We start from the raw sequence: 22,536 nt of genomic DNA, 5'->3' as shown, positions 1-22,536 counted from the left end.
CGCTCTTCCGATCTAGCGGTGCGGCCGGGGGCGCGGCCACAGCGGGCGGGAGCGCCGCGGCCTCGGAGAGTGGCGCCGCCGGGGCGAGCGCGGGGGTCACGACGTCCAGGGGTGGCGCGGGAAGGGGTGGCGCAGGTGGGGGTAGCGCGGGAAGGGGTGCCGGCGGCGGGGGTGGCACGGCGTTGACCAGTGCGGCCTGCACGTCGGCGGGTGCCGGCGGCGGTGCTGCTGCCAGTTGCTGGACGATGTCCATGCACGGCACCCCCGGGCTGGGCGCGGCCACGACGACGGGAGCCAGGGCGACGGCTGGGCAGAGGACGCCCGCGGTCGTCATGGCGATGACGGCCGCCGACACGCGCATGCGCACGAACCTATCCGGTTACCCCTGGTGCACAAGTGGCAGACGAGGCAGTTATGCAACCGATGCGCGGCGGTGCCCATTCGGAAATCGTCGCTGGGCACGCCCCCCGGCGGCCATCTGGCCAGCACGCGACCGGCATCGGTCGTTAGGTGGGCTAAACTGGCTCCCCATGAGGTCCACCAAGGCAACGATCACCGCGTCGGCGGCCGCCGTCGTGGCGGCCGCGGGGTTCGTGCTGTCCGGCGGGGTTGCCGCGGCAGATCCCACCACGCCGGTCCCGGCCCCCGCGCCCAAGAACTCCATCGAGGGCAACGGCACGTTCAAGGTCGGCACCGACGTCATGCCCGGTGCCTACACCTCTGCCGGCCCCCTCAACGGCAGCGCCTGCTACTGGAAGCGCACGGCCGGGGACAAGGTGGTCGACAACGGCTTGACCAAGCGCTCGCCGGTCATCGTCATCGATCCCACCGACACGACGTTCACCACGAGCGACTGCCAGACGTGGACCATGACCGACTGCTCGCAGAGCCAGTGCCCGCCGCCGCCCGGCTCGCCGCCGCCGGGAGCGCTGGGTCCGCTCATGTCGATCCTGGGCTCCCAGCTGAACCCCGGCGCCTCGTCCGGACCGCCGCCGTCGAGCGCGCCCCCGGCGCCCGGTGCCGCCGGCTCGGGTCCCGCGCCGGGTCCGGCCCCCGCCGGATAGGAACCTCCCACCACTGTCTCGAGCGTGGCCCCTGGGGCCTGTGTGAGATGTGTGATATCGCAAATTTTGCCGGTACCGTAGTGCGGGCGCGAGTGACGCTGAGACGATGGTCGGGTGACGACGAACGACGCGCCCCGCGGCGAGGCGCCGGGCAGCCCCGCAAAGGTCAGTGACACCACCAAGTTCTACGAGGACCTGACGAAGACCGCGGACTACTACGCAGCCCCGGACCGGTTGTTGCAGACGCTGGTGGACTCCGCCGACGTCGGCGGCTCGGCCATGGGGACGCCCATCACGTTGTTCCTCCATGGCAGCGCGGTGACCGGGCGGGTGATCAGCAGCCAGTCCTTCTACCGCGCCATGGCCGAGACGTTCCGCGAATTCGCCGTCGCCGCCAACGACGGCGCACTGCCCGCGCACGACGACGAGTTCGCCGCCACCACGTTCGAGGAGACCGCCGACCGGATCAACCGCGCCATCGACGCCGACCACCACGAGTTCCGGCTGCACGGGACCACGACCTCACGGTGGATCCTGTCGCGCCACATGTACCTGGAGGACGCGCACTACCGGCTTCCCGGAGTGCCAGCCCTGCACCGGCAGCACGCGTGCATCCGGTTGAACCAGGTCATCGGGTGGACGCTGGGCATCGACGACTGACCTGGCGGGCGTCGAGTCCCACGGGACCGACCGATCGTGCGCCGTGACGCCAAAGCGGCGCCACCGCAACACGATCGAGTCGAGCCACGTGGGCTCGTGCGAGCGAGTGACGGGATTCGAACCCGTGTAGACGGCTTTGCAGGCCGGTGCCTAGCCACTCAGCCACACCCGCGCTGACGTGAACCATGCCAGCCGCATCGAGGCCACACGATGGTTTCGCTCACCGTGATCGGTGATCGCGTGGCGGCCGGAGACGCTACGTTGACCCCATGTTGCAGTTGGCGGCCGACGCGCCGTTCTTCGGCGGGCCGGGGCAGGGCACGCGTCAGCTCGTCGAACTCCTCGCCGCGTTCGCCCTCACCGCCCTCATCGGGCTCGAACGCGAGGTCCAGGGTAAGAGCGCCGGGCTGCGCACCCAGACCATCGTGGGCACCGCGTCGGCGCTCATCTTGCTGGTGAGCAAGTACGGCTTCTTCGACGTCCTCGACGCCGGGCTCGTCGTGGTCGATCCCTCGCGGGTCGCGGCCCAAATCGTCTCCGGCATCGGCTTTCTGGGTGCCGGCATCATCATCTTCCGGCGCGGATCGGTCCACGGTCTGACCACGGCCGCCGCGGTGTGGGAGTCCGCGGCCATCGGCATGGCCGCGGGCGCGGGCCTGCTGCTGCTGGCCTGCACCGTCACCGCCATGCACTTCGCGATCGTGCTCGGCTTCATGCCGCTGGCCCGGCGCCTCGCGTCGCGGCTCGCCGGCTCGATCCGCGTCCACGTCACCTACACCACGGGCGGCGGGTCGCTCACGCGGCTACTGCAGGCGTGCGAACGTCGCCGGTGGCAGCTCACCGAACTGACCACCGACCGCGGCGAGGAACCCCTTGGGGCCCCGCCCGGGGAGTCCGGGGCCGTCCTGACGCTCTCGGGCAACGGAATCCTCAACGCGCCCAGCGTGCTTGCCGCAGTCGACGGCGTGACGGCCGTCCGGCAGCTCGACGACGACCCGGACTGACGACGACCCAGATTGACGGCGACCCGGACTGACGACGACCCGGACTGACGACGACCCGGACTGACGGCGCCGCCCGCGCCTCACCCTTGCCCGCGGGCCGCCCGCCACGACGCCGTCAGGCCCAGCAGTGCCACCGCGGCGAACAGCGCGAACGTCCAGTGCGCCGAGGCGCCCACGTCGGGTGCGGTGGCGTTGACGACGATCCCGGCCAGCCCCGCACCGACGGCGCCGCAGATCAACTGCACGGTGCTGATGGCGGCTGCCGCCCGACGGCCCTCCACCGGGTCGTCGACGGCGCCCATGGCCCACGCCGACAGGTGCGGCCAGGCGAGGCCCACCCCGACGCCCGTGACGCACAACGACAGCACCCATGCGACCACCAGCCACGCGTCGGCGGCGACACCCTGGGCGGCGGCCGCGGCGGCCAATCCGGCGGCCACGATCACCGGGGCGCTGACGACCAACCGGGCGATGACGCGGCGGCGGCGCAGCGACGCGCTGAAGATCTCCCCCACGGTCCACCCCACGGCCAGCGCCACGCCCAGGAACCCGGCCACCACCGGGACGAGCCCGACCACCCGTTGCCCGAACAGTGGCACGTACATGTTCGCCATGGTGGCCGCCATCAGGATGCCCAACGTCAGGTACATCCACTTCAACGGTCCCGACCCGAACGCACTGCGCGGCAGCACCGCCGCGGTCCCCCGCCGATCCACGACCAGGAAGGCCGCCACGAGCACGAGACCGGCGGCCAGCAGCGTCACCGTGACCGCCGTGGACCGCGGGATGCCCGCCGCGCTGATCGCCAGTGCCGCCGCGCCGAGCAGGACCAGCGACCGCACCGGGATGCGATCTCGGGTCCCGGTGCCGGGGCGGCGGCCCGGCAGCGCGAACGGCACCAGCACCACCATGGCGACGGTGAGCACCGCCAGCAGCGCGAACGCCCAGCGCCACGAGGCGTACTGCGCGAACAGGCCACCCGTTGCGGGGCCCAGCAGCGTGCCCACTCCCCACATCGCCGACACCAGCGCCGACGCCCTGGTCCACAGTGACGGCGGAAGCGCGGTGTTGATCACCGCGTATCCCAGACCGGCGAGCAGCCCACCCGCGCCGCCCTGCACCACCCGTCCGACCAGGAGCAGTTCCATGGTCGGGGCCGCGGCACATCCGAGGCTGCCTGCGGCGAAGACCGTCAGCGCACACAGGTACGCCCCGCGCGCACCCAGGCGCGAGAGCACGGCACTGACCGTGGTCGCCGAGACCACCGACGCCACCAGGTACACCGTGGTGACCCAGGCGTAGAGCCGCTCGCCGCCGATCTCGGCGACCGTGCTGGGCAGCAGGCTGTTGGTCAGGAACTCGTTGGTGGCGTAGAGCGCGACGCCACCGGCGAGGACCGTGGCCGCACCAAGGTGCTTCGGGCCCAACAACTCCCGCCAACCACCGGTGACGACCTCGTCCGTCTGCGTCATGGCCGAGACACTACGAACTCAACCGCACTCGAGGTCAAGCTCACTTCAGGCCCGCGGCGTCCATGCCGCGCAGTTCCTTCTTCAGGTCGGCGATCTCGTCGCGAATGCGGCCCGCGAGTTCGAACTGCAGGTCGCGGGCGGCCGCCATCATCTGGGCGGTGAGATCCTTGATCAGGTCGGCGAGTTCGGCGCGCGGCATCGACTTCGTGTCGCGGCCCTCGTAGACGCCCGCGCTCACGGCCCGGCCGGGCTCGCCCTGCGCGCGCCTGCCGCGGGAGGCGTTGCGGCCCGATCCCCCGACCTCGACGGTCTCGGAGTCGTCCGCCTCGCGGTACACCTGGTCCAGGATGTCGGCGATCTTCTTCCGCAGCGGCTTCGGGTCGATGCCGTGCTCGGTGTTGTAGGCGATCTGCTTGGCGCGCCGTCGTTCCGTCTCGTCGATGGCCTGCTTCATCGAGTCGGTCATGGTGTCGGCGTACATGTGCACCTCGCCGGACACGTTGCGTGCCGCGCGGCCGATGGTCTGAATGAGACTGCGCGGCGACCGCAGGAAGCCCTCCTTGTCCGCGTCGAGGATCGCCACCAGCGACACCTCCGGCAGGTCCAGACCCTCACGAAGCAGGTTGATGCCGATCAGCACGTCGTATTCGCCGAGCCGCAGCTGCCGCAGCAGTTCCACGCGGCGCAGCGTGTCGACCTCCGAGTGCAGGTACCGCACCCGGATGCCGGTCTCGAGGAGGTAGTCGGTGAGGTCCTCGGCCATCTTCTTGGTGAGCGTGGTGACCAACACCCGCTCGTCGCGTTCGGTGCGGGTGCGGATCTCGCCGATCAGGTCGTCGATCTGCCCCTTGGTGGGCTTGACGATGACCTGTGGATCGACCAGGCCCGTCGGGCGGATCACCTGCTCGACGAACTCGCCGCCGGCCTGGCTGAGTTCATAGGATCCCGGCGTCGCCGACAGGTAGACGGTCTGCCCGATGCGGTCGGCGAATTCCTCCCACGTCAGCGGGCGGTTGTCGACGGCCGACGGCAGGCGGAACCCGAAGTCCACCAGGTTGCGCTTGCGGGACATGTCGCCCTCGTACATGCCGCCGATCTGCGGCACCGTGACGTGCGATTCGTCGATGACGAGCAGGAAGTCCTCGGGGAAGTAGTCGAGCAGGGTCGCCGGCGCCGTACCCGGCCCGCGCCCGTCGATGTGCCGCGAGTAGTTCTCGATGCCCGAGCAGAATCCGACCTGCTTCATCATCTCCAGGTCGTAGTTGGTGCGCATCCGCAACCGCTGCGCCTCCAGCAGCTTGCCCTGCCCTTCCAGTTCGGTCAGCCGCTCCTCGAGTTCGGCCTCGATGCTGGAGATGGCCTTGGCCATCCGGTCCGGTCCCGCGACGTAGTGCGTGGCGGGGAACACGCGCAACGAGTCCACCTGCCGGATGACGTCACCGGTGAGCGGGTGCATGTAGTACAGCGCCTCGATCTCGTCGCCGAAGAACTCGATGCGCACCGCCAGTTCCTCGTAGGACGGGATGATCTCCACGGTGTCGCCGCGCACCCGGAACGTGCCGCGCGTGAACGCCATGTCGTTGCGGGTGTACTGCACGTCGACGAGCAGCCGCAGCAGCGCGTCGCGTGGCACCTCCTGGCCCACCTGCAGCTCGACCGACCGATCCATGTACGACTGCGGCGTGCCCAGGCCGTAGATGCACGACACCGACGCCACCACCACGACGTCGCGCCGGGACAGCAGGCTGGACGTGGCCGAGTGGCGCAGCCGCTCGACGTCGTCGTTGATCGAGCTGTCCTTCTCGATGTAGGTGTCGGTCTGTGCGATGTACGCCTCGGGCTGGTAGTAGTCGTAGTACGACACGAAGTACTCGACGGCGTTGTTGGGCAACATCTCTCGCAACTCGTTGGCCAACTGCGCGGCAAGCGTCTTGTTGGGCGCCATCACCAGCGTGGGGCGCTGCAGCCGCTCGATGAGCCACGCCGTGGTGGCCGACTTGCCGGTACCGGTGGCACCCAGCAGCACGACGTCGCGCTCCCCCGCCCTGATCCGGCGTTCCAGTTCCTCGATGGCGGCCGGTTGGTCACCGGCCGGCTCGTACTCGCTGACGACCGTGAACTCGGCACCCGACCGCACGATCGCGTCGACCGGGCGGTACTCGGAATGCGCGAGGACCGGGTGTTCTGTCGCGAAGGCCATGGTTACCAGGTTAAGCACGGCCTCCGACAAGGGTCGAGCGCAGTGCGGGAGACGAACGCCGCATTGCCCCGCGGCGCGCGATACCGTGACGCCGTGGCCGCCATTCACCCGCCGAAACGCGAGACGTTCGACGTGGCCAACCGCACGAACACCGACCCCAAGGGCATCGTGCGCGACGTCGACGTCTACTCCGTCGAGCCGTGGGGACTGTACATGGCGCGGCCGACACCGGGCCGGGCACAGTTCCACTACCTGCAATCCTGGCTACTTCCCGCGCTGCACCTGCGCGCGACGATCTTCCACTTCAGTCCAGGCCACGAGCGCGACCAGGACTTCTACCTCGACGTCGTCGACGTGACGGTCGACGGCGACGTCTGGCACGCCGAGGACCACTACGTGGACCTGGTGGTCCGCACGGGTCGCGACGTCACGGTCACCGACGTCGACGAACTGCTCGAGGCGGTGCGCGCCGGGCTGTTGGACGTCGCGGCGGCCCAGCGCGCCCTGCACACCGCCGTTGCCACCGTCGAGGCCCTGACCAGGTACGACTACGATCTGGGCCGCTGGTTGGCGACCACCGAAATGCCCCTGACCTGGCACTCGGCGTAAGGTCTTCGATCATGAGTGCTAGCAAACGCGCATGGCTGGTGGCCTCCGCCACCGCCGTCGTGGCGTTCGGCGCCCTGCACGGGGCACCGACCGCGCTGGCGGATCCCGAGACTCCGCCGCCCGCCCCCACCGTCCAGCCGGACGGTGCCGGGCTCCCCCAGGACCCGCCGCCGGCGGGCCAGGCCCCGGTCGATGCCGGACCACACGATGCCGGACCACACGATGCCGGACCACACGATGCCGGACCACACGATGCCGGACCACACAACGTGGTGTACCGCGCACGCGTCGACGGCGTGTCTCGCGGCGCGGCGATCACCTACCGGCTCTCGGACACCGACTTCAACACCGCCACGCCCACGATGGTGCCGGGACGCACCTTCGAGGCCACCGGGGTCGTCACCGACCCGCAGCAGGCCGGCATGCAGGTGTCGATCCAGTGGCCGTACTCGGCGAGCCTGCACTGCGAGATCCTCGTCGACGACCAGATCGTGGCCCAGGCCGACCAGTTCGTGGCACCACGGCTCACGCCCCAGCGCAACGATCCCGGCTATGGCGTCTTGAGCTGCGGCTCCGTGACCAACTTCCCCACCGGCAACACCGAGTCCACCGACGGCGGCCCGGCAGCGGTGCCGCCGCCCGCCGAACCCCCGGCGCCCGCCGGCCCCGCGGCGCCGCCTCCTGCGACCTGACGCGTCAGGGTTGCCAGCCCGTGCGCTCGGCCCACTGCAGCGCTCGACCGTAGGCCCCGGCGAACCACGGTTCCTTGGCCTCGGCGTAGGCGGCCATGTCGGCATGGCCCTGGGCGGACACCTCGCGCTTGAGCGCCACGTACTCGGCGCGCACGTCGGCGTCGGCCCGCAGCCAGTCCCGGAAGAGCAGGGCGAACCGCTGACCGGATGAGCCGTCGACGCGCACGTGCACGTTGGTGGGCCTGCCGGGGTCGGCCGACGCGTACAGCCGCTTGCGCCAGTCGCCACCGTCGTGCGGCGTGTCCGCGTCGTATGGCAGCTTGGGATACCCGGCGGCGCGCAGCGGCTCCGCGAGGTCGTCGGCGACGTCGAGCGACGCGACGGTGATCTGGACGTCGATGACGTCCTTGGCGTCCAGTCCGGCGACGGCGGTGGAACCGACGTGGTCGATGCGCGATGCCCGGTGCCCGCACGCGGTGGCCAGCCGGGCCAGGATGCGCTGCGCCTGAGCCGGCCACGTGGCGTCGGCAGGCACCACCACGGGCGGCCGACGCGCGGGTTGGCCCGCCTCGAGGTTGCGGGCGAACGGCGCGATGCGGTCGTGCCACAGGCGGCGAGCCGCGTCCGCCAGGTCGTCGGCGGTGCCCGCGTTGTCCAGCCACACGTCGGCCACCGCGCGGCGCTGCTCCTCGGTGGCCTGCGCCTTGATCCGCGCCCTGGCGTCGGCCTCGGAGAAGCCGCGGTGTTCGACCAGCCGCGCGACGCGCACGTCCTCGTCCGCGTGCACGATGACGACCAGTGGGAACAACGGCGCCATCTGCGATTCGACGAGCAGCGGGATGTCCTCGACGATCACCGCATCGTGGGGCGCGGCTGCGATCAATTCGGCGCGCCGCTTGCCCACCAGCGGATGCACGATGGAGTTGAGCGTGGCGCGCTTCTCATCGTCGCCGAAGGCGATCGCCGCGAGCGCCGGACGGTCCAGCGCCCCGTCGGGGCGCAGGATCCCTTCGCCGAAGGCGGCGACCAGACTCGCCAAGCCCTCGGTGCCCGGTTCCACCACCTCCCTGGCGATGACGTCACCGTCGACCACGATGCCGCCCAGCTCCGAGAACGTCGCAGACACCGTTGACTTGCCGGCGCCGATACCGCCGGACAGACCGATTCGCAGCACGCCGCCAGTCTGTCAGGCGGTGGCCTCAGCCCTCGACACCGGTCAGCTCGATGGTCGGCTGCGGCAGATCGGCCTGCGCCACCTTCTCGCCCGAGGCGAGGTTCACCGCCACCAGCTTCTTGGCGTTCGGATCGCTGACGTAGGCGATGCCGTCCTGTACGTGCAGGTTGGGCATCGGAGACTGCCACTCGTCGGGTTCGGTCCACGCACCGATGGCCGGTACGTGCGCCACCCGGGCGGCGCTCACCGGGTCGAACACGTGCAGGAAGCCGTCCGTACCGAGGATGACGGCCTCCCCCTCGGGTCCGCGATCCAAGGACCGGAAGCTGTAGCTGGCGTCGATGGGGACCACTCGGATGGTGCCGGTGGCCGTGTCCGTCAGCGTGAATCGGCGGGGGCGCTCCACCTCGGCGTCGGGGTCGGTCTTGTAGTCGCCCAGCACCACCGGGGACTCGTCGCTGCCTGCCTGATTGCCGATGCGGCCGTAGGCGTCCGGGCTGGCCACCTTGCGGATGTCGTTGCCGCGCACGATCAGGATTCCGTCCTGGCACCCGAGCGTCAGCACGCCGTCGGCGGCGGCCGCCTCACCGTGCACGCCCGGGCATTGCTCGGCGGTGGCCAGCGGGGCGCCGTTGGCATCGAGAATCGTTGCACCGGTGCGTTTCTCGGCATCGCCGACACTGACCACGACAGTGCCGTCGGCGCGGGACACGGCGACGCCGTGATGGGCGGGGCGGCTCAGGGTCTTCACCTGCGCGGGCTTGCCTGCCAGCAGCGCATCGGGGTCGAGGACGTCGACCTGGCCGGTGCCGTCACTGAACAGCGTGATGGCACCGTCGTGCGGCACGACGTGTCCGGGTTCCGCGCCGCCGAAGCTCAGATCCGTCATGGCGGGTTGCGCGGTGTAGTAGTGGCCGTGGTCGCCGTGCGCCTGGGTCCAGGTCCCCATGTCGAGGACGCCGAATCCGCCTGCTCGAGAGACGAATACGTGCCTGCCGTTGCCCGCGGCGTTCAGGCGCGTGAAGCCGTCGACGGGCATGTCGGCGATCTTGCCGAGGGTGCGGGCGTCGTACACCAGCAGCCCGCCGTCGTAGCTCAGCGCGAGACGTGGTGTGGCCGAGCCGCGTTCGACGGGTGGGGCCGTCGTGGCGGACGTCGAAGGGGCTGCAGTCGCAGCGCCGTCGGTGTCACCGTCGGCGCCGCACGCGACGGCGAGGAGCGCCAGGGACACCATGGCCAGGGCTTGCTTGGTCGACATGCCCAGCAGTCTCACAGTAAGTGAAAATCATTGTCAATTAGCCATGTGTGCACGCGATCGACCGCACACGACGAACGCCCCGACCCAGAGGGTCGGGGCGTTCGACGCTGAACTACCTAGGCGCTGCCGGCGAGCTTCTCGCGCAATGCGGCGAGCTGGGCATCGCTGGCGAGCGTGCCGCCCTGCGGCTCGTCGCCACGCGACGTCGTGCCGGTGGACGCGGGACGGCTGGCCGCCTCGGCCTCGGCGGCGGCGAACTTCTCCATCTGCGCAGTGTGCATCTTGTGGCGACGCTCGGCCTCGGCGTACCGGGCCTCCCACTCGTCACGCTGCTTCTCGAAGCCCTCGAGCCACTCGTTGGTGTCGGCGTCGAAGCCCTCGGGGAAGATGTAGTTGCCCGCGTCGTCGTAGCTGTCGGCCATGCCGTACTTCGACGGGTCGAACTCCTCGGTGTAGTCCTCGTTGGCCTGCTTGAGGCTCAGCGAGATCCGGCGACGCTCCAGGTCGATGTCGATGACCTTGACCATCGCGTCGTCGCCGACCTGGACCACCTGATCCGGCACCTCGACGTGGCGCTCGGACAGCTCCGAGATGTGCACCAGGCCCTCGATGCCCTCCTCGACGCGGACGAACGCACCGAACGGCACCAGCTTGGTGACCTTGCCCGGCACGATCTGACCGATCGCGTGCGTCCGGGCGAAGTGCCGCCACGGATCTTCCTGCGTGGCCTTCAGCGAGAGCGACACACGCTCGCGGTCCATGTCGACGTCGAGCACCTCGACCGTGACCTCGTCGCCCACCTGGACGACCTCGGACGGGTGATCGATGTGCTTCCACGACAGCTCGGAGACGTGCACCAGGCCGTCGACGCCGCCCAGATCGACGAACGCGCCGAAGTTGACGATCGAGGACACGACACCCTTGCGGATGGCGCCCTTCTGCAGCTGGTTGAGGAACTCGCTGCGCACCTCGGACTGGGTCTGCTCCAGCCAGGCGCGGCGGCTCAGCACCACGTTGTTGCGGTTCTTGTCCAGCTCGATGATCTTGGCCTCGATCTCGCGGCCGATGTAGGGCTGCAGATCGCGGACGCGGCGCATCTCGACCAGGGATGCGGGCAGGAAGCCGCGCAGGCCGATGTCGAGGATGAGGCCACCCTTGACGACCTCGATGACGGTGCCCTTGACGGCCTCGTCCTTCTCCTTGAGTTCCTCGATCGTGCCCCAGGCGCGCTCGTACTGAGCGCGCTTCTTGGACAGGATCAAACGGCCTTCCTTGTCCTCCTTGGTGAGGACCAGGGCCTCGACCTCGTCGCCCACGGAAACGACCTCAGCGGGGTCGACGTCGTGCTTGATCGAGAGTTCGCGAGACGGGATGACGCCTTCGGTCTTGTAACCGATGTCGAGCAGGACCTCGTCGCGGTCCACCTTGACGATGGTCCCTTCGACGATGTCGCCATCGTTGAAGTACTTGATCGTCTTGTCGATGGCGGCGAGAAAGTCCTCAGCCGAGCCGATGTCGTTGACGGCTACTTGCGGCGAGGTGACGGAGGGGCTTGGCATGTGGTGGGTGGCTCCGGACAGGTTTGATCGAAGGAACGGGACGTATTCTTGGTTCGGCGCAAGATGGTGATGACGCCGGGTACTGCGCTGCACCTGCGGTGGGACGAACCCGCGCCACGCGTGGTGACGCACACAGGTACCCGTCGAGACTACTCGCCTTGGTAGACGCAGGACAAACCCGGTCCCCTCAGGCGGCGTTTCGCAGCCCCGACGACGCTAGGTTACTGGTCGTGCACCCCCCACCGGCGACGCACCCGCCCCAGCCGCCTCGGCCCCCGACGCCCGCATTCCGACGCCGCGTGCACGAGGTCGGGGCACCGATCGCCGTGCTCGTCCTGCTGGGGCTGCTCACCGGACTCATCGTGATCGGACTGACGGCGGTGAACCCCGTGGGCACCGCGATCGGGTTCGTCACCTCCACGGTGGCCATCGCCGTGGTGGTGCTGACCTACGTGTGGCTGGACCGCTGGGAACCCGAACCACCCCGACTGCTCGTCCTGGCGTTCCTGTGGGGCGCCTCGGTGGCCGTCGTCGCGTCGATCGTGCTGGGCGTGTGGCTCGACACCTACGTCAACCCGGGAGCCGCGCAGACGGGCGGGGTGAGTTGGGTCTCGCTCGTCGTGGGGGCCCCGGTCATCGAGGAGGCCGCCAAGGGCGCCTTCCTGCTGCTCATGCTGACCGGCCGGCGCCGGCACGAGATGAACTCGCTCACCGATTGCCTGGTGTACGCGGGTTTGACGGCCGCCGGGTTCGCCTGGCTGGAGGACATCCTGTACATCGGCGACGGATCCTCGGTGGGCGACTCGCTGGTCACCGCGGCCATGCGGCTGATCATGGCCCCGTTCGCCCACCCGCTGTTCACGACGATGACCGCGATCGGCGTGTGGGCGGCCATGCAGCACCGCAGCCGGCCGTCCCGGGTCGGCCTCGTCGTGCTCGGCTATCTGGGCGCCGTCGTCATGCACGGCCTGTGGAACGGGTCGTCGCTGCTCGGCGTCGGCGCCTACGTCGGCGTGTACGTGCTCTGGATGGTGCCGATCTTCGTCCTCGGCATCGGGCTCGCACTGCACGGACGGCGACGGGAACAGCACGTGGTGGCGCAGAAGCTGCCCGGGATGGTCGCCGCCGGCATCATCACCGCCAACGAGGCGAGCTGGCTCGGAGCGCTGCGCACGCGGAAGCTGGCCATCGCCGAGGTGCGCCGCCATCACGGCAAGGATCCCGCCAAGCGGGTCCGGACGTTCGCCGCGCAGGTGGTCGAGCTGGCCTTCGTGCGCGACCGCATCGACCGGGGATTCTCCGACGCCCGGGTGCAGGCCCTGTTGGTCGAGGAACTCTCTGCCGTGCACGCCGCCCGCGCCGCCGCGCCCGCACTGCAATGGCTTGCGACATACCGCATTCCGGTGTGAGGCCGACCGCGGCGGAGACGCCGCGGAGCGGCCAACCCTGACAGCGGTCTGTCAGGCCGTTGGCAGACGACGGCCGTACCGTCCGGCGATGTGCTCCAACACATCGTCAACTACGCGGGTATCGCCGTCCTGGCGGCCTCCGGGGCCGTGGTGGGCGTGCGCAAGGGCTTCGACCTGTTCGGGATCGCCGTGCTCGGCGTGCTCACCGGCATCGGTGGTGGCGTCATGCGCGACGTGCTGCTGGGTCTCGATCCACCGACGTCGCTGCAGCGGTGGCCCGACGTCACGCTGTGCGTCGCCGTGTCGATCGTCACCACGGTGTTCGCCAAGGTCGTGATCCGTCTGACGCAGCTGGTCCTGATCCTCGACGCGCTCGGCATGGGCTTCTTCGCCACGTCGGGTGCGGCCATCTCCGTCGACCACGGCGCCAGCTGGTTCGCCGCCGCCCTGCTGGGCATGGTGACGGCCGTCGCGGGCAGCGTCCTGCGCGACGTGGTTGCCCGCGACGTACCCATGGTGATGGGACCCGACGACATGTACGCGGCGCCCGCCATCCTGGGCTCGGTGATCTACGTGCTCGTCGACCACGCGGGCTCGCAATGGCTGGGCGTCGTCGTGGGCTCGCTGGTGGCAACCCTGCTGCGGCTGGCAGCCATCACGTTCCACTGGCGGCTGCCCACCGGACCTCGGGAGCTGATCTCCCACGAACACCGCACCCGCGTCGGTGCCCCGCACTGAACCGTCGGGGCGTCGCAGGCCTCAGTGCGCGGCGGCGTCCCAGGACCGGCCGTAACCCACCGAGACCTCCAGCGGCACGTCCAGCGGGTATGCGCCGCCCATCTGCCGGCGGACGAGCTGCTCCAGCGCGTCTCGCTCGCCGTCGGCGACCTCGAACAGCAGCTCGTCGTGCACCTGCAGCAGGATGCGCGATCGCAGACCCGCCTCCTTGATCGCGGCGTCGACGTTGATCATCGCGACCTTGATGATGTCGGCGGCGCTGCCTTGGATGGGGGCGTTCAGGGCGGCGCGCTCGGCCGCTTCGCGGACGTTGCGGTTGCTGCTGTCCAGTTCGGGCAGATAGCGCCTGCGGCCGAACACCGTCGAGGTGTAGCCGTCCTTGCGCGCCTGGTCCACGACGTCGCGCAGGTAGTCGCGGATGCCGCCGAACCGGTCGAAGTACTGCTCCATCTGCTGTTTGGCCTCTTCGGTGCTGATCTTCAGCTGAGCCGACAGACCGTAGGCGCTCAACCCGTACGCCAGCCCGTACGACATGGCCTTGACACGTCGCCGCAGCTCGGCGGTGACCTCGTCGATCGGGACATCGAACGCTCGGGAGGCGACGAAGCTGTGCAGGTCCTCACCGGTGTTGAAGGCCTCGATCAGGCCCGCGTCCCCCGACAGGTGCGCCATGATGCGCATCTCGATCTGGCTGTAGTCGGCCGTCATGAGCTCGGCGTAGCCGTCGCCGACGACGAACGCGTCGCGGATCTGGCGGCCGGCCTCGGTGCGGATCGGGATGTTCTGCAGGTTCGGCTCGGTGGAGGAGAGTCGGCCCGTGGCCGCGATGGTCTGGTTGAACGTGGTGTGGATGCGACCGTCGGAGGCCACCGCGTTGAGCAACCCGTCGACGGTGACCTTGAGCCGCGTCGCGTCGCGGTGGGCCAGCAGATGCTGCAGGAACGGGTGCTCGGTCTTGTCGTACAGCGTCTGCAGCGCGTCGGCATCGGTCGTGTAGCCGGTCTTGGTGCGCTTGGTCTTCGGCATCTCGAGTTCGTCAAACAGCACCACCTGCAGCTGCTTCGGCGAGCCGAGGTTGATCTGCTTGCCGATGACCTCGTAGGCCGACTCGGCGGCGTCGCGGATCTGGTCGGCGAAGCGGCTCTGCAGCTCGCCCAGCAAGGTCCGGTCGACGGCGATGCCCGCCGTCTCCATCTCGGCCAGCGCCCGCTGCACCGGCAACTCCATCTGACCCAGCAACGACGACGAGTCGATGCGGGCCAGCTCCTCGTCGAGGGCATCGGCGAGGTCCATCACGGCCGACGCCCGCAGCAGCAGCGTCTGCACCGCCTGATCGTCGACGCCGTCGGAGTCGTCGAGTAGCGAGAGTTGTTGCTGCTTGGGGTCTTCGGCGCGCAGCTCCCGGCGCAGGTAGCGCACCGACAGGTCGTCGAGGGAGAAGCTGCGTTGCCCGGGCCGCACCAGGTAGGCGGCCAGCGCGGTGTCCGACGTGACGCCCCGCAGCTGCCAACCGCGGCCTTCGAGATCGTGCATGGCCAACTTGGCCTCGTGCAGCGCCTTGGGTGGGCCCGGATCGGCGAGCCAGGAGGCCAGCGCCGCCTCGTCGTCGGGGGTCAGCGTCGTGGTGTCCAGGTAGCAGCCCTCGCCGTCGGCGGCGACGATGGCCAGCGCGGTGGCGTCGCCGTCGAACGCCAGGTGCGTACCGACCACGGCCACGCCGGAGCGTTCGCCGCGGCCGTGCTCGGCGAGCCACGCCGCGAGCGTGCCCGGCTCCAGCACGCCGCCGCGAACGTCGAAGCCGGCGTCGACCTCCGGGTCCGCCGACGCCAGCGTGTCGAACAGCCGGTCCCGCAGCACGCGGAATTCCAGGTCGTCGAAGAGCCGGTGGATCTGGTCGCGGTTCCACGGTTGCATGCGCAGCGTGTCCGGCGTCTGCGCCAGCGGCACGTCCTTCACCAGATCGGTCAGCTCGCGGTTGAGGATGACGTGAGAAAGGTTGGCGCGCAGGGCATCTCCGACCTTACCCTTGACCTTGTCGACGTTGGCGACGAGTTCCTCGAGCGAGCCGTACTCGACGATCCACTTCGACGCCGTCTTCTCCCCCACCCCGGGTATGCCCGGCAGGTTGTCGCTCGGGTCGCCGCGCAACGCCGCGAAGTCCGGGTACTGCGTGGGCGTCAGGCCGTACTTCTCCACCACCGCCTCGGGGGTGAACCGCGTGAGCTCGCTGACACCCTTGCGTGGGTACAGCACCGTCACGTCGGCGCTCACCAGCTGCAGGGAGTCGCGGTCACCGGTGACCACCAGCACGCGGTAGCCCTGCTCCTCGGCCTGCGTGGCCAGCGTGGCGATGATGTCGTCGGCCTCGAAGCCGGGCTCGGCGAGCACCGTGATGCCCAGGGCGCCGAGCACCTCCTTGGTGATGTCGATCTGGCCGCGGAACTCGTCGGGCGTGGCCGAGCGGCCCTCCTTGTACTCCGGGTACTTGTCCTTGCGGAACGTCTGCCGCGACACGTCGAACGCCGCCGCCACGTGCGTCGGCTGCTCGTCGCGCAGCAGGTTGATCAGCATGGCGGTGAAGCCGTAGACCGCATTCGTGGTCAGGCCGCCCTGGGTCTTGAAGTTCTCCGCGGGCAGTGCGAAGAACGCGCGAAACGCCAGCGAGTTGCCGTCCAGCAGCATCAACGTGGGCTTGGCCTGGGCGGCCTCGGTGTCGGCGGTCTGCGGCGCGGTCTTGGCAGGGCTCACGGTCCTCACTCTATTCGGGGGCACCGACGCGGCTCGGCGGGCCGCTCCCGAGCCGCAGCCGCCTGCGGGCCATGTCGACGAGCACCCGGGCGGCGGGGTCCATCGGCCCCTGCGCGTGCGCCACGCGCGGACCAGCCGCCCCCGCATCACCGGCGACGTCCGCAGCGCGTGCGGGTCCCGGCGCGACGCCACGACGGCCGCCGCCAGGATCGCTGCCCGCATTCGTGGCCGCGCACCGGCCGAGTGGATCCTGCCGGGCTACGCCGAGTAGAACACGTTGCAGTTTCGTCGTCCGGATCGTTTACGCTGACCGGGTGCCAGGCGATACCGACACCACCAGCGCGCCCGCGATCGAGGGCTGGTGGGACCACGACGAGAGCGGATCTCCGCACCTGATCGGCGCGAAGTGCCCGCAGTGCGCCACCTACGTCTTCCCGCCCCGGGCCAACGGCTGCCCGAACCCGGGATGCGACGGCGACACACTTGAGGCCGTCGCGCTGTCGCGCCGCGGCACGGTGTGGAGCTACACCGAGAACCGCTATCCACCGCCGGCGCCCTACCCGGCCCGGGACCCGTTCGAACCCTTCGCGATCGCCGCGGTGGAACTGGCCGACGAAGGCCTGATCGTGTTGGGCAAGGTGGTCGACGGCACCTTGGCCGAGGACCTGCGCGTGGGCGCCACCATGGAGCTGACCACCATGCCGCTGTACGTCGACGACCACGGCGTCCAACGTCTGACCTACGCGTGGAGGCTCTGCGATGAGTGATCCGTTGTACATCCTGGGCGCCGGCATGCACCCCTGGGGCAAGTGGGGCCGCGACTTCACCGAGTACGGCGTCGTCGCCGCCCGCGCCGCCCTGGCCGAGGCCGGACTGGACTGGCGGCAGATCCAGCTGGTCGCCGGAGCCGACACCATCCGCAACGGCTACCCCGGGTTCATCGCCGGCTCCACCTTCGCCCAGAAGCTGGGCTGGAACGGCGTCCCGGTGAGCTCGAGCTACGCGGCGTGCGCCAGCGGCTCACAGGCGTTGCAGAGCGCCCGCGCCCAGATCCTCGCCGGGTTCTGCGACGTGGCCCTGGTGATCGGTGCCGACACCACGCCCAAGGGCGCGTTCGCCCCGGTCGGCGGCGAGCGCAAGAACGACCCCGACTGGCAGCGCTTCCACCTCATCGGCGCCATGAACCCGGTCTACTTCGCCCTGCTGGCGCGACGCCGGATGGACCTCTACGGCGCCACCGTCGAAGACTTCGCCGCCGTCAAGGTGAAGAACTCGCGGCACGGTCTGCTGAACCCGAATGCGCGCTACCGCAAGGAGTCTGCGGTCGACGACGTGCTGGCCAGTCCCGTGGTGGCCGACCCGCTGCGCCAGCTCGACATCTGCGCGACGTCCGACGGCGCAGCCGCGCTGATCGTCGCCAGCAAGGAGTTCGCTCGGCGGCACCTGGGGTCGCTGGAGGGCGTGCCGTCGGTGCGGGCGGTGTCCACCGTCACGCCGCGCTACCCCCAGCACCTGCCCGAGCTCCCCGACATCGCCACCGATTCCACCGCGGTGGTGCCTGCACCCGACCGGGTGTTCAAGGACCAGATCCTGGACGCCGCGTACGCCGAGGCCGGCATCGGCCCCGAGGACGTCAGCCTTGCCGAGGTCTACGACCTGTCCACGGCACTGGAACTCGACTGGTACGAACACCTCGGCCTGTGCGCCAAGGGCGAGGCCGAGCAGCTGCTGCGCAGCGGCGCCACCACCATCGGCGGCCGCGTGCCCGTCAACCCCTCCGGCGGGCTGGCGTGCTTCGGCGAAGCCATTCCGGCGCAGGCCATCGCACAGGTGTGCGAACTCACCTGGCAGCTGCGCGGGCAGGCGACCGGACGGCAGGTCGAGGGCGCCACGGTGGGCGTCACCGCCAACCAGGGTCTGTTCGGGCACGGATCGTCGGTGGTCGTCGCCCGCTAGCGCCGCGGCCGACCGTCAGGCCACGCCGAGGTACGCGGCGCGGATGCTGTCGTCGGCCAACAGATCACGCGCGACGCCGTGGCGCGTCACCCGACCCGTCTCGAGGATGTAGGCACGGTCGGAGCGGCTCAACGCCTGCTGGGCGTTCTGCTCGACCAGCAGCACCGTAGTGCCCGACTGGTTGATCTCCGAGATGATGCGGAAGATCTGCGAGATCACCATGGGCGCCAAGCCCATCGACGGTTCGTCGAGCAGCAGCACCCGCGGCCGCGCCATGAGTGCCCGCCCGATGGCCAGCATCTGCTGCTCGCCCCCCGACAGCGTGCCGCCGACCTGACTGCGCCGCTCCGCCAGCCGCGGGAACGTCTCGAGCACCCAGTCCAACCGCTCGCGGTGTTCGGCGCGACTGGCGAACTTGCGGCCGTAGCAACCCATCTCGAGGTTCTCGACCACCGTCATGCCCGGGAACACCCCGCGTCCCTCCGGCGCCTGGATGAGTCCGTCGGTGACGCGGCGGTGCGCCTTCACGCGGGAGACGTCCTGCCCGTCGAACCACACCGAGCCCGAGGTCAGCGGCCTCAGGCCCGAGATGGCCCGCATCATCGTGGTCTTGCCCGCACCGTTGCTGCCCAGCAGCGTGACCAGCTCACCCTCACGCACCACGAGCGAGACGCCGTGCAGCGCCTGGATCCGGCCGTAGTGCACCACCGCGTCGCGCACCTCCAACAGCACCGGGCGCTCATCGGACGACGGGGGCGTCGCCGACGTGGTGGGGGCCGGCTCAGGCGAGTTCGTCATCGGGCACTCCCAGGTAGGCGGCGATCACCTTCGGATCCTCGCGGATGTCCGAGGGCAGACCGTCGGCGATCTTGCGACCGAACTCCAGCACGACGATCCGGTCGGTGACACCCATGACCAGACGCATGTCGTGCTCGATGAGCAGCACGGTGTACCCGTCGTCGCGGATGGCCTGGATCAGTTCGATCAACGCCGACTTCTCGCTCGGATTGAACCCGGCCGCGGGCTCGTCGAGGCACAGCAGCTTCGGCTCGGTGGCCAACGCGCGGGCGATCTCGAGACGCCGCTGATCGCCGTAGGGCAGGTTCTTGGCCTTCTCACCGCCACGGTGCGCGATGCCCACGAACTGCAGCAGTGCCGCCGCCCGCTCGATGGCGTCGCGCTCCTCCCTGCGGTGCCTCGGCGAGCGGATCAGCGCGCCCGGAACCGACGTCACGTGCCGGGCATCGGTTCCCACCACGACGTTCTCCAGGGCCGTCATCTCACCCCACAGCCGGATGTTCTGGAACGTCCGCGCGATGCCCCGGCGCGTGATCTGGTGACGCTTGATCTTGCCCAGCGGCGCCCCGTCGAACGTCACGCTGCCCGACGTGGGTCGGTAGACCCCGGTGATCGCGTTGAAGCACGTGGTCTTCCCGGCTCCGTTGGGACCGATGAGGCCGAGGATCTCGCCGCGCCGGATGTCGAACGTCACCGAGTCCAACGCGGTGAGACCGCCGAACTTGACGGTGAGATCGCGGGTCTGCAGCAGCGTCTCGCCCTCGGCGACCGCGACGTCGCGGTGCAGCGCCGCGAGTTCCTCGTCGATCGCCGGCTCGGCGTCGCCGGAGGGGAGCGGCTCTGCGCCTGCGGGATGCTCGGTCATGCCGCCGCCTTCGTGTCGTCGGCGCTGCGCAACAGCTTCTTGGCGGACTGCCCGTAGGCCAGTAGTTGCTGGCGCACCGGGAACAGGCCCTGCGGCCGGAAGATCATCAACACCACCAGCGCCATGCCGAAGAACAGGTACTTCAGATCGCCGAGGTTGACGCCCAGGAACTCCACGCCCAGCAGGCGGTTGGGCAGGTAGACGATGATGAACGCGCCGAAGATGACGCCCAGCTTGTTGCCCTGACCGCCGAGCACCACCGCGCACAGGAACAGCATCGAGTTGATGATGTTGAAGGTGGGCGGTGCGACGTACTGCACCTGGCCCGCGTACAGCGCGCCGGACAGTCCGCCGATCGCGGCGCCGATGACGAAGGCCCACAGCTTGAACTTGAACGTGTTGACGCCCATGACCTCTGCGGCGTCCTCGTCCTCGCGGATGGCCACCCACGCGCGTCCCACGCGGCTGCGCTCGAGGTTGCCGACCAGCAGCAGGATCGCGACGATGAGCACCAGCCCGAGCCAGAACCACCACGTGCCGTAGTTCGCCGTCCCCGCGGAGTTGCCGTTGGAGAACACGCCGTCGGGCAGGCCGTCCCGCTCCCCCACGTGCGGATAGGCGATCTGGTTCAGGCCGCGCGGACCGTTGGTGACGTCGGACAGGTTGTCGGCGAGCAGTCGGATGATCTCACCGAACCCGAGCGTCACGATCGCCAGGTAGTCGCCGCGCAACCGCAGCGTCGGGGTGCCGAGGATCAACCCCGCCAGCGCCGTGACCGCCATGGCCAGCGGCACACAGGACAGCCACGCCCAGTCGGAGCTGAAGAAGGCGTTGGCCCCCATGAGATTCCACGGGCTGTCGGGGCTGGTGATGAGCGCGACGGTGTAGGCGCCCACCGCGTAGAAACCGACGTAGCCGAGGTCCAGCAGACCCGTCTGGCCCACCACGACGTTCAGACCGATGGCGATGATCGCGATCATCGCGAACTGCGCCATGGTGCCGCCGAAACTGATGCCCGGGGTGTTCAGGAAGCCGGGGGTGTACAGCGGCAGCAGCGCCAGGATGGCGAACAGCACGATGCCGAAGACCCACTTCACCGGGCGGGCCAACTCCGCCCACCACTGCCGCAGCACGTCACCCGGGGCGAGCAGTCGCGACGCGCCCTGCGGCGACGGCGCTTCGGTGCCGGTCGTGTCGTCGTGTTGGCTCATGCTCTCGCCTTCCCGAGACTCTCGCCGAGGATGCCGGTCGGTCTCACCAACAGCACCAGGACCAGCAGGACGAACGCCACCACGTCACGCCACTGCGTGCCGAACAGCGCCTGCCCGTAGTTCTCCATGATGCCGAGCAGCAAGCCGCCCAGCAGTGCGCCGCGCAGGTTGCCGATGCCGCCGAGCACGGCGGCGGAGAACGCCTTGATGCCCAACAGGAAGCCGCCGGAGTAGATGATGCCCTGGGGCACCTTCAGCGTGTACAACAGCGCCGCCGCGCCGGCGAGCAGGCCGCCGATGAGGAACGTGGTCATGATGATGCGTTCACGGGACACGCCCATGAGCGTGGCGGTGGTGGGGTCCTGCGCCACCGCCCTGATGCCGCGCCCGAACTTGGTGCGGTTGATGGCCATGTCGGTGAGCACGGCCAGCACCAGCGCCGCGATCACGATCACGATGGTCACGTTCGACACCACCGCACCGAAGATCGTGAACTGGGACTTGGGCTGCACCAGCACGATTGGCTGCTGCGCGTTGGACCCGCCGTAGCCGTCGATGAGGTGGGGCAGGATGAAGTGCACGAATTCCTGCAGCACGAACGACATGCCGATGGCGGTGATGAGGAACGTCAGCGGCCGCGCGCCACGCTTGCGCAGCGGCCGATAGGCGATGAACTCCAGGCCCACCGCCGCCGACCCCGACACCAGCATCGCGAACACCATCGCGATGGCCAGATAGAGCACCGTCAAACCGATTCCGAGGTTGTAGGCGTTGCCGCTCGGGGTGAATCCCAGGATGACGTCCAGGCAGAAGTAGGCGCCGAACATGCCGAGCATGAAGATCTCGGAGTGCGCGAAGTTGATCAGTCGCAGTACGCCGAACACCAGCGTGTAACCGACGGCCACCAGCGCATAGATCGCGCCCCACGACAGCCCGTCGATGGTGAACTGCCAGAATCCGCCCAGCAGGTTGTCGACGTTGAAGTTGATGTTCGCGGCTTGACACGTGAACTGGCCGGCTACGTGGCCAAGGCACTCGGTCGGCATCGCCAGATGGCTCCTTGCAGTGCGCGGAATCGGCTACGGAACGAGGACGCGTCCGGAACTGGGGTGTCCCGGA

The 22,536-nt window shown here is 69.5% G+C and carries 20 protein-coding genes, 1 tRNA gene and 1 pseudogene; 10 read left to right on the top strand and 12 right to left on the bottom strand.

Going from position 1 to position 22,536, the window contains the following annotated elements:
• Positions 1-361: pseudogene (locus AC30CM_RS18640) on the bottom strand (hypothetical protein); the annotation flags it as partial.
• A gap of 169 nt (positions 362-530) precedes the next feature.
• On the opposite strand from AC30CM_RS18640, the gene AC30CM_RS18635 reads away from it, so the two are divergent.
• Together AC30CM_RS18635 and AC30CM_RS18630 are read left to right on the top strand one after the other, a co-directional pair.
• Complete coding sequence (locus AC30CM_RS18635; RefSeq protein WP_490118381.1) at positions 531-1,064, top strand: Rv1352/Rv1906c domain-containing protein; 534 nt, start codon at positions 531-533, stop codon at positions 1,062-1,064.
• Between the two features lie 114 nt (positions 1,065-1,178).
• A complete protein-coding gene (locus AC30CM_RS18630) occupies positions 1,179-1,724 on the top strand; it encodes a hypothetical protein (RefSeq protein ID WP_490118380.1) in 546 nt (181 codons plus the stop codon).
• A gap of 101 nt (positions 1,725-1,825) precedes the next feature.
• Here AC30CM_RS18630 and AC30CM_RS18625 read toward each other — a convergent pair.
• A tRNA-Cys gene (locus AC30CM_RS18625) sits at positions 1,826-1,896 on the bottom strand.
• A 100-nt stretch (positions 1,897-1,996) separates the two neighbouring features.
• Here AC30CM_RS18625 and AC30CM_RS18620 point away from each other — a divergent pair.
• Positions 1,997-2,728: an MgtC/SapB family protein gene (locus tag AC30CM_RS18620; protein WP_490118389.1), complete on the top strand. Its 732-nt coding sequence runs from the start codon at positions 1,997-1,999 to the stop codon at positions 2,726-2,728.
• An 80-nt stretch (positions 2,729-2,808) separates the two neighbouring features.
• Here AC30CM_RS18620 and AC30CM_RS18615 read toward each other — a convergent pair whose 3' ends face one another.
• Together AC30CM_RS18615 and uvrB are read right to left on the bottom strand one after the other, a co-directional pair.
• Complete coding sequence (locus tag AC30CM_RS18615) at positions 2,809-4,200, bottom strand: MFS transporter (protein ID WP_490118379.1); 1,392 nt, start codon at positions 4,198-4,200, stop codon at positions 2,809-2,811.
• A 40-nt stretch (positions 4,201-4,240) separates the two neighbouring features.
• Entirely contained in the window at positions 4,241-6,400 is a 2,160-nt protein-coding gene (gene uvrB / locus AC30CM_RS18610; RefSeq protein ID WP_490118378.1) for an excinuclease ABC subunit UvrB, read from the bottom strand.
• Positions 6,401-6,502: 102 nt separating this feature from the next.
• Between uvrB and AC30CM_RS18605 the strand changes: the two genes are divergently transcribed.
• Positions 6,503-7,009 (top strand): ribonuclease FAU-1 family protein, encoded by a 507-nt coding sequence (locus tag AC30CM_RS18605; protein WP_490118388.1) that lies wholly within the window; start codon positions 6,503-6,505, stop codon positions 7,007-7,009.
• A gap of 11 nt (positions 7,010-7,020) precedes the next feature.
• Positions 7,021-7,701: a hypothetical protein gene (locus tag AC30CM_RS18600; RefSeq protein ID WP_490118377.1), complete on the top strand. Its 681-nt coding sequence runs from the start codon at positions 7,021-7,023 to the stop codon at positions 7,699-7,701.
• A 4-nt stretch (positions 7,702-7,705) separates the two neighbouring features.
• Here AC30CM_RS18600 and coaE read toward each other — a convergent pair whose 3' ends face one another.
• The 3 genes from coaE to rpsA all read right to left on the bottom strand — a co-directional run bounded on the left by coaE (position 7,706) and on the right by rpsA (position 11,692).
• Positions 7,706-8,875, bottom strand: a complete 1,170-nt coding sequence (gene coaE, locus AC30CM_RS18595) for a dephospho-CoA kinase (RefSeq protein WP_490118376.1) — start codon at positions 8,873-8,875, stop codon at positions 7,706-7,708.
• A 25-nt stretch (positions 8,876-8,900) separates the two neighbouring features.
• On the bottom strand, positions 8,901-10,133 hold the full coding sequence (gene aztD / locus AC30CM_RS18590) for a zinc metallochaperone AztD (RefSeq protein ID WP_490118375.1): 1,233 nt from the start codon (positions 10,131-10,133) through the stop codon (positions 8,901-8,903).
• 116 nt (positions 10,134-10,249) lie between these two features.
• Positions 10,250-11,692: a 30S ribosomal protein S1 gene (gene rpsA / locus AC30CM_RS18585; protein WP_490118374.1), complete on the bottom strand. Its 1,443-nt coding sequence runs from the start codon at positions 11,690-11,692 to the stop codon at positions 10,250-10,252.
• A gap of 230 nt (positions 11,693-11,922) precedes the next feature.
• Between rpsA and AC30CM_RS18580 the strand changes: the two genes are divergently transcribed.
• Positions 11,923-13,101, top strand: a complete 1,179-nt coding sequence (locus tag AC30CM_RS18580; RefSeq protein ID WP_490118373.1) for a PrsW family intramembrane metalloprotease — start codon at positions 11,923-11,925, stop codon at positions 13,099-13,101.
• A gap of 90 nt (positions 13,102-13,191) precedes the next feature.
• Positions 13,192-13,839, top strand: coding sequence for a trimeric intracellular cation channel family protein (locus AC30CM_RS18575; protein ID WP_490118372.1), 648 nt, complete (start codon positions 13,192-13,194; stop codon positions 13,837-13,839).
• A 21-nt stretch (positions 13,840-13,860) separates the two neighbouring features.
• Here AC30CM_RS18575 and polA read toward each other — a convergent pair whose 3' ends face one another.
• Entirely contained in the window at positions 13,861-16,521 is a 2,661-nt protein-coding gene (polA, locus tag AC30CM_RS18570; RefSeq protein WP_490118387.1) for a DNA polymerase I, read from the bottom strand.
• A 52-nt stretch (positions 16,522-16,573) separates the two neighbouring features.
• Here polA and AC30CM_RS18565 point away from each other — a divergent pair, with 52 nt between their 5' ends.
• From AC30CM_RS18565 to AC30CM_RS18555, 3 genes are read left to right on the top strand one after another with little or no spacing between them, the layout of a single operon-like run.
• Positions 16,574-16,858, top strand: coding sequence for a hypothetical protein (locus AC30CM_RS18565; protein WP_490118371.1), 285 nt, complete (start codon positions 16,574-16,576; stop codon positions 16,856-16,858).
• Positions 16,859-16,901: 43 nt separating this feature from the next.
• Positions 16,902-17,354 (top strand): Zn-ribbon domain-containing OB-fold protein, encoded by a 453-nt coding sequence (locus AC30CM_RS18560; RefSeq protein ID WP_490118370.1) that lies wholly within the window; start codon positions 16,902-16,904, stop codon positions 17,352-17,354.
• A complete protein-coding gene (locus tag AC30CM_RS18555; protein ID WP_490118369.1) occupies positions 17,347-18,543 on the top strand; it encodes a lipid-transfer protein in 1,197 nt (398 codons plus the stop codon). Before AC30CM_RS18560 ends, AC30CM_RS18555 begins: the two co-directional genes overlap by 8 nt.
• A 15-nt stretch (positions 18,544-18,558) precedes the next feature.
• Here AC30CM_RS18555 and AC30CM_RS18550 read toward each other — a convergent pair whose 3' ends face one another.
• Genes AC30CM_RS18550 through AC30CM_RS18535 form a run of 4 tightly spaced genes read right to left on the bottom strand, consistent with a single transcriptional unit; the run spans position 18,559 to position 22,463 of the window.
• Complete coding sequence (locus AC30CM_RS18550; RefSeq protein ID WP_490118368.1) at positions 18,559-19,341, bottom strand: ABC transporter ATP-binding protein; 783 nt, start codon at positions 19,339-19,341, stop codon at positions 18,559-18,561.
• Positions 19,325-20,206: an ABC transporter ATP-binding protein gene (locus tag AC30CM_RS18545; RefSeq protein ID WP_490118367.1), complete on the bottom strand. Its 882-nt coding sequence runs from the start codon at positions 20,204-20,206 to the stop codon at positions 19,325-19,327. Before AC30CM_RS18545 ends, AC30CM_RS18550 begins: the two co-directional genes overlap by 17 nt.
• Positions 20,203-21,417: a branched-chain amino acid ABC transporter permease gene (locus AC30CM_RS18540; protein WP_490118366.1), complete on the bottom strand. Its 1,215-nt coding sequence runs from the start codon at positions 21,415-21,417 to the stop codon at positions 20,203-20,205. The genes AC30CM_RS18545 and AC30CM_RS18540 overlap by 4 nt, the downstream gene beginning before the upstream one ends.
• Complete coding sequence (locus AC30CM_RS18535; RefSeq protein WP_490118365.1) at positions 21,414-22,463, bottom strand: branched-chain amino acid ABC transporter permease; 1,050 nt, start codon at positions 22,461-22,463, stop codon at positions 21,414-21,416. Before AC30CM_RS18535 ends, AC30CM_RS18540 begins: the two co-directional genes overlap by 4 nt.
• Between the last annotated feature and the right edge of the window lie 73 nt (positions 22,464-22,536).

The sequence above is a fragment of the Mycobacterium sp. DHQP2018-32-09 genome (genome assembly GCF_058148405.1).
Note: the sequence above shows the minus strand (reverse complement) of the source record. Positions and strands in the feature narration are given on the sequence as shown.